The sequence below is a fragment of the Pseudomonas sp. MYb13 genome, assembly GCF_002980075.1.
Lineage (GTDB): Bacteria > Pseudomonadota > Gammaproteobacteria > Pseudomonadales > Pseudomonadaceae > Aquipseudomonas > Aquipseudomonas lurida.
In genome coordinates this window covers 524,208-533,485 of record NZ_PCQI01000003.1, presented here as the reverse complement: position 1 = coordinate 533,485, position 9,278 = coordinate 524,208, and the positions used below count along the sequence as shown (strand labels likewise).

General features: G+C 62.0%; 10 protein-coding genes and 2 pseudogenes. 3 read left to right on the top strand and 9 right to left on the bottom strand.

The genetic code is table 11. The features are described from left to right. A pseudogene (locus tag CQ002_RS09360) lies at positions 1-227 on the bottom strand (ribonucleotide-diphosphate reductase subunit beta); the annotation flags it as partial. Positions 228-548: 321 nt separating this feature from the next. Here CQ002_RS09360 and CQ002_RS09355 point away from each other — a divergent pair. Then, positions 549-653: pseudogene (locus CQ002_RS09355) on the top strand (formaldehyde-activating enzyme); the annotation flags it as partial. Positions 654-806: 153 nt separating this feature from the next. On the opposite strand, the gene CQ002_RS09350 reads toward CQ002_RS09355, so the two are convergent. Further along, positions 807-1,910, bottom strand: a complete 1,104-nt coding sequence (locus CQ002_RS09350; RefSeq protein WP_105162108.1) for a DSD1 family PLP-dependent enzyme — start codon at positions 1,908-1,910, stop codon at positions 807-809. 70 nt (positions 1,911-1,980) lie between these two features. Here CQ002_RS09350 and CQ002_RS09345 point away from each other — a divergent pair, with 70 nt between their 5' ends. Beyond that, entirely contained in the window at positions 1,981-2,607 is a 627-nt protein-coding gene (locus tag CQ002_RS09345; RefSeq protein WP_069023593.1) for a transcriptional regulator, read from the top strand. Here CQ002_RS09345 and CQ002_RS09340 read toward each other — a convergent pair. Beyond that, positions 2,595-2,975 (bottom strand): RidA family protein, encoded by a 381-nt coding sequence (locus CQ002_RS09340; protein ID WP_034108879.1) that lies wholly within the window; start codon positions 2,973-2,975, stop codon positions 2,595-2,597. The genes CQ002_RS09345 and CQ002_RS09340 overlap by 13 nt on opposite strands. Next, the gene (locus CQ002_RS09335; protein WP_098466424.1) at positions 2,972-3,937 is read right to left on the bottom strand and encodes a threo-3-hydroxy-L-aspartate ammonia-lyase; all 966 of its coding nucleotides are present in this window, start codon (positions 3,935-3,937) and stop codon (positions 2,972-2,974) included. Before CQ002_RS09335 ends, CQ002_RS09340 begins: the two co-directional genes overlap by 4 nt. Before the next feature lie 113 nt (positions 3,938-4,050). Between CQ002_RS09335 and CQ002_RS09330 the strand changes: the two genes are divergently transcribed. After that, positions 4,051-4,665, top strand: a complete 615-nt coding sequence (locus tag CQ002_RS09330) for an LpxA family transferase (RefSeq protein WP_105162109.1) — start codon at positions 4,051-4,053, stop codon at positions 4,663-4,665. On the opposite strand, the gene CQ002_RS09325 is transcribed toward CQ002_RS09330, so the two are convergent. The 5 genes from CQ002_RS09325 to CQ002_RS09305 all read right to left on the bottom strand — a co-directional run bounded on the left by CQ002_RS09325 (position 4,662) and on the right by CQ002_RS09305 (position 9,272). Further along, the gene (locus tag CQ002_RS09325) at positions 4,662-5,984 is read right to left on the bottom strand and encodes a carbohydrate porin (RefSeq protein WP_105162110.1); all 1,323 of its coding nucleotides are present in this window, start codon (positions 5,982-5,984) and stop codon (positions 4,662-4,664) included. The genes CQ002_RS09330 and CQ002_RS09325 overlap by 4 nt on opposite strands. A 187-nt stretch (positions 5,985-6,171) precedes the next feature. Beyond that, entirely contained in the window at positions 6,172-6,942 is a 771-nt protein-coding gene (locus CQ002_RS09320) for an SDR family NAD(P)-dependent oxidoreductase (RefSeq protein ID WP_034108871.1), read from the bottom strand. Positions 6,943-6,971: 29 nt separating this feature from the next. Beyond that, positions 6,972-8,030 (bottom strand): L-rhamnose/proton symporter RhaT, encoded by a 1,059-nt coding sequence (gene rhaT / locus CQ002_RS09315; RefSeq protein ID WP_069023585.1) that lies wholly within the window; start codon positions 8,028-8,030, stop codon positions 6,972-6,974. Positions 8,031-8,070: 40 nt separating this feature from the next. Then, the gene (gene rhaM / locus CQ002_RS09310) at positions 8,071-8,391 is read right to left on the bottom strand and encodes an L-rhamnose mutarotase (protein ID WP_174555856.1); all 321 of its coding nucleotides are present in this window, start codon (positions 8,389-8,391) and stop codon (positions 8,071-8,073) included. Beyond that, positions 8,391-9,272 carry an amidohydrolase gene (locus tag CQ002_RS09305; protein WP_105162111.1) on the bottom strand — a complete coding sequence of 294 codons (882 nt, stop codon included), beginning with the start codon at positions 9,270-9,272 and terminating at the stop codon, positions 8,391-8,393. Before CQ002_RS09305 ends, rhaM begins: the two co-directional genes overlap by 1 nt. Positions 9,273-9,278 lie beyond the last annotated feature (6 nt).

The following is a 9,278-nucleotide window of genomic DNA, read 5'->3' as shown; positions in this document are numbered from 1 at the left end:
CCTTCGAGTTCAGCGAGGCCTTCGGCGACGTCGAGTTTGTCCAGCGCAGCCTTGGCGCGCACGATGGCGGCGGAGTCGTTGGCAGTCACGTTGCGGGCTTCCAGCGCGGCAGCGGCACCGGCGCCGTCAAGGCGATCCATGTTGGCTTCGCTGGCATGGCCGGCGTTGGCGCCCTTGATCACCGCTGCACCGGTGTCTTCGTTGTCGACTTCATCCCAACTCAGCATTGAAATACTCCTTCCTGATCCGTTCTGACGGTGTGTGAACCCGTCCAAAAATATGCAATTTGCAGGCTACTAGGCATTGAAATACTGCGCATAGTGTGGTCGATAAATACGCATGCTGCACACTATGTAGTGGTCTGTTCTGTTTGTGGGCACACTATATGGTGTGTAGTAACGATGGTCAACGACACAAGCCGGCATCGATCGTCGCAGGGGTATGAGCAAAACTCACAGCCCCATGACTTTTAATGGTTACGGCCACTTTCACCGCCAGTGCTAAAAAATCGCCAACCAGCTCCCATAACAACAATGAGCGTTTGCGCAATGAAAACACTGGATCTCTACATCGGCGAAGGTTTCGAAGGCCCGGGTGTCAACGCGGCCCACATCAACATCCTGATCGGCCCCCGCAACGGCCCGGCCGGCCAGCTCGCGCGTGTCGCGAAAAGCGCCTGATTGTGAATGGGCTGGAGAGCTGCACATTGTCGAGACGTCGACCTTTGCCGGTCATCACCTTGCCCCTGGGATCATGCATGGACATTGCGAGCGCCATCGCCGGCAAGCCGGGGTCCTACCGGTGCGTTACCAGCCGCGCAGGCGCTCCCATACCTGTAGCTCGCCATTCTCCAGTACAGCGTTATAACTGCCGAATTGGGTTCCGGTGGCGCAGGCGTGGTTCGGCAGGATGCGCAGCCGAGTACCCAAGGGGAATTGCGCGACCACATCCACATCCACGCCCTGGACGTGCACCACGCCATGCTCCTGATTAGCGGCGCTCAACAGCAACCCGTCGATCGGCGTACCGCGCTCATCACAGACCTGGCCGTAGCCAAAGTCCTTTTTCTGCGATTGTGTGCCGCGATCCCGGCTCATGGCCATCCAGCCGGCATCCGTGATGATCCAGCCTTTTTCCGCCTGATGGCCGATCACCGTGGTCAGTACGCTCAAGGCCAGTTCATCGGTGCGGCATACGCCGATGTTGTGCATCACCAGGTCGAAGAACGCGTAGACCCCGGCGCGCAGTTCGGTCACACCCTCCAGGTTGACGGCCGAGAGTGCGGTCGGGGTAGACCCGACGCTGACCTGGGCACAGGGCAGGCCGGCGGCACGAATCCGCGCGGCCGCCTCGACGCAACGGGCGCGTTCCTGTTCGGCGATGGCTTGCAGGGCTTCAGGCGTATCCAGGCCGTAGCTTTCACCCGCGTGGGTCAGCACGCCGGTGAGGGTGTCGCCGAGCAGTCGGGCGATGTCCAGCAGCAAAGGGTCGTGCGGCTTGACCCCCGAGCGGTGGCCGTCGCAATCGATCTCGATCATCACTGCAAAGGTTTCGTCGTGCTGGTGGCCAAAATCGATAATCGCCTGGGCACCGGCCAAGCTGTCGGTGATCAACGTCAAGCCGCAGCCCCGGCGACGCAGCGTCAGGGCCTGGGGCAGTTTGTGCGGGGCCATGGCCACCGCGTAGAGGATGTCGTGGATGCCCAGTGCGAAAAAATACTCAGCCTCTTTCAACGTCGACACCGTGATGCCGCTGGCGCCCGCTGCGATTTGTGCGGCCACCACTTCGGCGCACTTGTGGGTTTTGACATGGGGGCGCAACTGCACGCCCAGGGCGTTGGCGCGTTGCTGCATGCGCTGGATATTGCGCTGCATTTTCACGCTGTCGATCAAGGCGGCAGGGGTCTCCATGGTGCGGGCTCCACAATGAGGGGCAGGGTGTAAATTGACGCCCTGTCCAGGACTGGATATGTTGTCTTGCATGAAAAACATCTCTCCCAATGACACTCACCTGATCAGCCAGCTCGAACAGATCGCCGAAGGCTTGAGCAAGACCTTCAGCCCGTTCTGCGAAGTGGTGCTGCACGACTTGCGCGACCCGCAGCACTCGATCCTGGCGATCCATAACAACCTGTCCGGACGCGCGCCGGGCGACCCGACCACCGAGCTGGGCCTTGCGCGCATTGCCGACCCCGAGTACCCGCAAGTCATCGCCAATTACCAGAACCAGTTCAGCGACGGCCGCCAGGTCAAGAGCACGTCGATCGGCATCAAGGGCGCTGGCGGCGAGTACGTTGCGGCGTTGTGCATGAATGTCGATCTCTCGTTGTTCCGTGGCTTGCAGGGCATGCTCGAGCAATTCGGCTCGGTCAGTGGCGACAAGCTCATCGAGTCCCTGGACCCGTCGGGCGCCGACGTCATCCGCGCGCGTATCGACCAGTTCGCTGCACGCCTGGCGACGACCCCGCGCGCTCTGAAAGCCGCGGACCGACGTGTGCTCATGCAGGAGTTGAAAGACTCCGGCTGCCTGGATATTCGCCGGGCCATGGAAACCGTGGCCTCGCACCTGGGAGTCTCGCGCGCGGCGGTCTACACCTACGCCAAGTAACGCGCTATCGCTTCAATCTCGACGAGATAGCCGTGATGCAATTCGGGCACCGGCACCACTGCGCGGGCGGGGCGGTGCTCACCCAGCGCGGCGGCATAGACCCTGTCGAATGCGGGCCAGTGCTCAACGCCGGCCACATACACGGTGACCTTCACCAGATCCGCCGGCGTTCCGCCGGCGGCGTTCAGGATTTCCAATAGATTGTTCAAGGCGATCCGAGCCTGCTCGGCAAATGTCGCCGACAGGTTATGCCGACCCTCCGGGCTGACCGGCAATTGCCCGGAGATATACAGCGTGTCGCCGTGGGCGATAGCCTGGGCGTAATGCCCGGCAGGCGGGGAAGCCGTGGAAGTGTGGATGCTGTTCATGAGGCCTCACTGAGCAGGGCCGCGTACGTCTCGATATCGACATTGCCGCCGGTGACGATAAGGCCTACCCGCTGGCCCTTGAAACGGCCTGCGTCGTTGAGCAAGGCCGCCAGGCCCAGGCAGCCAGTGGGCTCGACCACCATTTTCATGCGCTGCATGAAGAACTTCATCGCCCGTACCAACTCGGCATCCGACACGGTGAGGATGTCGTTGACGTTGTCACGGATGATGGGGAAGGTGTAATTGCCCAGGTGCTGGGTCTGGGCGCCGTCGGCAATGGTCTTCGGCGTGTCGATATGCACGATGCTGCCGCTGCGAAACGAGCGCTGGCCGTCATTGCCGGCTTCCGGTTCCACGCCATACAGCAGGCAATCTGGCGACAAGGCACGAGTCGACAGTGCTGTACCCGAGAGCATGCCACCGCCGCCGAGGCCAACGAACAAGGCGTCCAGCGGCCCGGTGGACTCCAGCAGTTCCTTGGCAGCCGTGCCTTGCCCGGCGAGGATGTGCGGATGGTCGTAGGGCGGGATCAGGGTCAGGCCGTGTTCAGTGGCCAGGTTGCGGCCGATCTGCTCGCGGTCTTCAGTGAAGCGGTCGTACAGCACTACGCTGGCGCCATATTCACGGGTGGCGGCGACCTTGGCGGCCGGTGCATCGGTGGGCATCACGATGGTCGCCGGGATGCCCAGCAGTTGCGCCGCCAGGGCAATGCCCTGGGCGTGGTTGCCGGATGAAAACGCCACCACGCCGGCTTTGCGCTGCCGTGGGTCAAACTGCGACAGGGCATTGAACGCGCCGCGAAACTTGAACGAGCCGGTGCGTTGCAGGTGTTCACACTTGATGAATACCTGCGCACCGGTCAGCGCGTCGAGGGTGCGCGAGGTGAACACCGGCGTCGCGTGCGCAACGCCTTCCAGGCGTTGCGCGGCGTCGATGACGTCTTGGTAAGTGGGCGATGGCATGGGCGGACCTCGTTGTCTTGTTCTGGATAAAATATCCATAAAAAGACAAATAGTAAAGTTTCGTGTGTCCATGCTAGCGTTTCGAACTTCTCCGACCGTTAGAGGATTCGACGTTGATTCGACTCACCGACTACATCGCCCAGTTCTCCCGATCTGCCCTTGCGCCTTGGGCAGACCTTACACCCTGGGCACTGGCAACCCAGGCGCCTGCGGTCGTTCGCCAGTTGTTGGCCAGACTCCCGGCCGACGAGTACATCATCCAGGATGAAATCGCCATCCACCGTACCGCCACCGTCGAGGCTGGCGCTTTGCTCAAGCCGCCCGTGATCATCGGCGCCCACTGCTTTATCGCCAGCGGTTCACTGCTACGTGGCGGGTGCTGGCTGGATGAGCATTGCATCATCGGCCCCGGTGCCGAGTTGAAGACCTCGTTCATGTTCAGTGGCAGCAAGCTGGCGCACTTCAATTTTGTCGGCGATTCGGTATTGGGGCATGGGGTTAACCTGGAGGCGGGGAGCATCGTTGCCAACTACCGCAACGAGCGCGATGACAAGGACGTGCTGGTGCGGGTTGACGGGACCTTGCAGCGCACGGGTTGCGACAAGTTTGGCGCGTTGCTCGGTGACGAGTGCCGCATCGGCGCCAATGCGGTATTGGCGCCGGGTTCAGTGCTCAAGCCTGCCAGCGTGGTGGGACGCGGGCAGGTATTGGATGACGAGCAAGACTAGAAGTCGGCAATGAACTGCACGCCGCCGACCACCGCGCCGTTGGTTTGCGTGAGCCCACCGGGGTATTTCACATATTGCAGGTTGGGCCGCACCATCAGCCACTTCGTGGCTTGCACGCCGTAGTTGATCTCGTAACTGTATTCGCGACGCTGCTCGGGCACGTACAGCGGGTCGTCGATTGCACTCACGCCATTGGCCGTGTTGAGCAGTTGCGTATTGCGGGTGTAGCGGTCACTGACCTGCAGTTTCGACGCGCCGATGCCCAAGGTGTCATCCGGGCGTGAATCGAACGGGCCACGGTAGATCAGGCCAACCTGGATCAGGTTTTTGATCACGCTCTTGTCCGGGTCATTCATCGTCAGGTTGGCGAATACAGTGAGGCCACGCTTGCTGTTGCCATCGACGGTAGTCAATTGCTGTTGGCCCGACAGCCACCAGCCGTCGTTGCTGGAGTACATCCGATACGGCTTTTGCGAGCTGGCGGCATAGTTGCCGTCGGCGTCCTTGAGCATGTCCTTGGTATCGGCGTTGGTGTAGTAGTACCCGGCGTGGTACTCGGCATTCAGCCCGGCAACCTGGCCCTTCCAAATGGCCTCGATGGGGAAGCTGGTGCCTTGGGAGCCACTGATAAACGGTTTGAAACCATTGCTGGCCTCGGCGTTGCCAGGGTTCTTGTCGTAGGCACCGACCTGCACCGCGAGCTCTTCGGTGAACTGGTACTTGGCGCGCACCGCCCACTGGCTGATGGGGAAGCTGTTCCACACGCCGTTCCAGTTGCCTTCCTGGGAGCCACACAGGGTCACGTTCTGGAATTCGCAGGGGAACTGGTCGAAGTCTTCGCCGTGGCCGAAGCGGCCGAGTTTGAGTGCGAATTTGCGTTCGAAGAATTTTTGCTCGTACCAGAACTGCGAAAGTCGCCAGGCATTGCCGCCGCCGAACACTTCCATGGTGGAGGTCAGGCCGGTGGCGTTAGGCTGGTGTACGCGGTCGTTGGTGATGTCCTTGCCATGACGCTCGCCGATACCGATGCGAAAGGTCGCGTCCCGCCAACCCATAAGCTTTTGCAGGTCCATGTTCACGCCGAGGATCAACTGATCGCTCCAGCGCGCGGTAGTGTGCGAGTCGTAGCCACCGCCGAGGTTGGAGCCGACTTCGCCGACATATTTGAGCGTGAAGTCATACCCTTGCTCGGCCAGTTGCGGGCGCAGGCCGTTCCAATCGCCGAGCATGGCAGGTGAGGCAGGGTCGAGCAGGCCGGCGCTGAGGGCGCAGGTGGACATGGCGCTGCAGAACAGGGCCAGGGGGAGGGTAGTGCGCATGGGAGGTTCCTTGGATTGTTGTTTTTATGGGGTGCAGCGCAAAACTCAGGCACACAGGAGCCCCCTGTGGGAGCGGGCTTGTTCGCGAAAGCGGTGGTTCAGGCATGAGTCGGTTGACTGACGCCCTGCATTCGCGAGCAGGCCCGCTCCCACGTTGGCACTGTGGTGTTTGTGTGGGCGGGGGTTGTTACTGCAGGTTAACGAACAACCCGCCATCTACCAGCAACGACGCGCCGGTGACATAACGCGCCATGTCCGAGGCGAGGAATACGATTGGCCCGGCCACATCGTCCGGTTCGCCCAGGCGCCCCAGCGGCGTGCGCGAGGTCATGTAGGCGAGCTTTTCCTCGTCGGCCAGGTCGTCCTTGTTGATGTCGGTGGCGATGGTGCCCGGCAGTACCGAGTTGCAACGAATGCCGTAAGGTCCCAGGGCAATGGCGCAGGATTGCATCAACGAATGCAGCCCGGCCTTGGTCGGCGTGTAGTGGGTTTGCATGCCGCCGCCCACCAGCGCACTGATGGAGCTGACGGCGATGATCGCGCCGCCACGCCCCTGGTTCTTCATCTGGTTGGCGGCCGCCTGTACGGCGAAGTAGGCGCCGTTCAGGTTGGTGTTGACGGTTTTCAGGTAGACCTCGCGAGGCATGTCGAGGAACGAGTGGAACGGGCAGATGCCGGCATTATTGACGAACACATCCACGCTGCCGAAGGCCTTCACGGCTCCCGCCACCAGTTTGTCGCCCGTGTCCGGGTCGGCCGCGTCGCCACCGACTTCAATGGCCTGGCCGCCGAAGGCCTTGATCTCTTCGATCAACGAGTACGCGGCCTCGGTACCCTGGCCGCTGCCACTGTGGCCGATCACCACGCGGGCGCCCTGGCGCGCGCATTCACGAGCGGCGGCGCGGCCGATGCCACGGGAGGCACCGGTGATGATCACGGTTTTGTCTGCAAGCAACATAAAGACTCTCCTTCAGAAAATAAGCGGCATCAGCCGAGGTAATTGCCGTAGCCGACCATGGCGATCGCGCCGAGGATCACAGCGATACCGGCTACCAGCACGCCTTTATTGGCGGCGCTGGTGCCGTGCCATTCGCGGAAATACAGGCCCCAGCAGTTGGACACGATGATGATGAAAGACATGTGCAGCACCCAGGAACTGGCGTCGTTCTGCAGGCGGCTTTCGCCCATGCCGTAGAAGAAAAATTGCAGGAACCACAGGGTGCCAGCGATGGCCACCAGCAAGTAGTTACCCAGCAGCGGGGTGCTGCGGTCGGTGTAGTTATGAAAGGTGCGGTTGCGCCAGTTCAGCCACAGGCACCAGATGCCATTGGTGGTCAGGCCGCCCCACATGATCACCATGAAGGTCACGTTGTTCTGGAACAGGCTGTTCGCGCCATGCTCCACAGCCGCTGCAGCCAGTGGCCGACCGGCGGAAATGCCGTAGCTGAAACAAGCGCTCAGCACCCCGGAGATCACCGCCACCAGCATGCCCTTGGCCAGGGAGAACTCGCTGACACTGGCGAACTTCACCGCCTGGGAGACTTCGCGTTCCTTGATCAGCCCGGCCTTGCCGCACACCGCGATGCCGATCAGCGACACGGCCACGCCCCACAGCACCCAGTGCCCACCTTGAGAGGCCAGCATCGAGGTCAGCGTGCCCTCGGTTTGCGTGGTAAACAGGTCGCGGTACAGCGCCGGCATCAAGGCGCCAAGGGCCGAGGTAAGGCCCATGATCAGCGACATGCCCAGGGACAAGCCAAGGTAGCGCATGGTCAGACCGAACGTCAGCCCGCCGATACCCCACAACACGCCGAACAGGTAAGTCCAGAGCAGGGTGCTGGTGTCGGCATTGCACAGGATCTGCGCCCAGCCGGGCACCGTCAGCTGCGCGGCGATGAGCGGCACGATCAACCAGGACACCAGGCCGCCAGTGATCCAGTAGCTTTCCCAGGCCCAGCCGCGGACTTTTTTGTAGGGGATGTAGAAACTGCCGGAAGCGAAGCCGCCGATAAAGTGCAGAATCACACCAAGGAGAATGATTTCCACGTAGTCGAATCCTTTTTATTGTTGTTGTGCGTCGGTTGGATCAGGGGCGTGTCAGTTGGAACATCGGCAGCAAGTCGACACTGACCGGCGAGGCGTCCGCATGGCTGGGCATGATGTCCTGCATGTACGTCCACCAGCGCTGCATCAGCGCCGTGCCGGGCAGTTCATCCAGGCCGTGGACGTCCTCGTGGGTCAGCACGGCGAACAGCGCGTTGGTGGGTTCGTCGAGAAAAATCCGGTAATCCACCACGCCCGCTTCCAGCAGTGCCTGGGCCAGTTCCGGCCAGAGGTCGTCGTGACGTCGCTGGTACTCGATGGCCTGCCCCGGGTTGAGGTTCATGCGAAAGGCACGGGTTTGCATCAGTGGTCTCCATGGGGTGGCGTCGGCGTGTAGATGCGCACTGCGTTGTGCAGGAAGAACTTGGCTTGCTTCGCCTCGGGCTTGCCGGCCATGCAGCGCTTGACCAGCCCCAATGTGGTGGTGAAATCCGCCAGGTGATCGCTATTGGGCCAGTCGCTGCCGAAGAAGCAGCGGTCTTCACCAAAGGCTTCCCACAGCACGGCCAGGCGGTCGTTGTAGAACGCCGTGTCGGTGATCAAGCCCTGGGGGCCGGGCTGGGGGATTTCCGCGAGCTTGGCGAATACATTCGGGCGCTCGGCGAGGCGCAGCAGGTCGGCGTTAAACGCAGCTTCTTGAGCCGCAGGGACTTGGGCGTTGGGCAGGTGGTCGACGATAATGCGCAGCTCTGGCAGCGCATCGCTCAGGTGCAGCAGGCCCTTGATCAGTCGCGGGTCCGGGTTGGCGCTGTCCAGGCTTCGCCCTGTGGCGGCGAGCTGGCGCAGGCTGTCGATAAACCCAGGGCGGGTCTGGTCCAACAGCAGGTCACGGTCCCACAGGTTGCCGTAGCGCAGGCCAAGGAACAGTGGCTCGTCTGCCAGGGCATCAAGGTCGTTGGCAAAGCTTGCGTGCAGGGGGTCGAGGTTGCCGACGAAGCCCAGCATGCGCGGGTCGCTGCGCAGGGCGTCGAGCAGCCAGCGGTTGTCGTCGCGCCACGGGCTGGCTTCAACGGCGATAGCCCCGACCACGTTGTGTTGGCCCGCCACGGCCCAGTAATCTGCCGGCAGGTGCGCGGCGTACAGTCGATTACCCGGCTCGGGCCATGGAATGCCCTGGGGGCGGTGCGGGTCGAACAGGTGCAAATGACTGTCGATGATCGGGCCGCTATAGGGAGTCAGGGGCATGACGCC

What these genes read in the sequence shown, in the direction of transcription:
- CQ002_RS09350 (WP_105162108.1), bottom strand. Translation starts at nt 1,910, where the DNA reads ATGGAGACCCCTGCCGCCTTGATCGACAGCGTGAAAATGCAGCGCAAT.
- CQ002_RS09345 (WP_069023593.1), top strand. Translation starts at nt 1,981, where the DNA reads ATGAAAAACATCTCTCCCAATGACACTCACCTGATCAGCCAGCTCGAA.
- CQ002_RS09340 (WP_034108879.1), bottom strand. Translation starts at nt 2,975, where the DNA reads ATGAACAGCATCCACACTTCCACGGCTTCCCCGCCTGCCGGGCATTAC.
- CQ002_RS09335 (WP_098466424.1), bottom strand. Translation starts at nt 3,937, where the DNA reads ATGCCATCGCCCACTTACCAAGACGTCATCGACGCCGCGCAACGCCTG.
- CQ002_RS09325 (WP_105162110.1), bottom strand. Translation starts at nt 5,984, where the DNA reads ATGCGCACTACCCTCCCCCTGGCCCTGTTCTGCAGCGCCATGTCCACC.
- CQ002_RS09320 (WP_034108871.1), bottom strand. Translation starts at nt 6,942, where the DNA reads ATGTTGCTTGCAGACAAAACCGTGATCATCACCGGTGCCTCCCGTGGC.
- rhaM (WP_174555856.1), bottom strand. Translation starts at nt 8,391, where the DNA reads ATGCAAACCCGTGCCTTTCGCATGAACCTCAACCCGGGGCAGGCCATC.
- CQ002_RS09305 (WP_105162111.1), bottom strand. Translation starts at nt 9,272, where the DNA reads ATGCCCCTGACTCCCTATAGCGGCCCGATCATCGACAGTCATTTGCAC.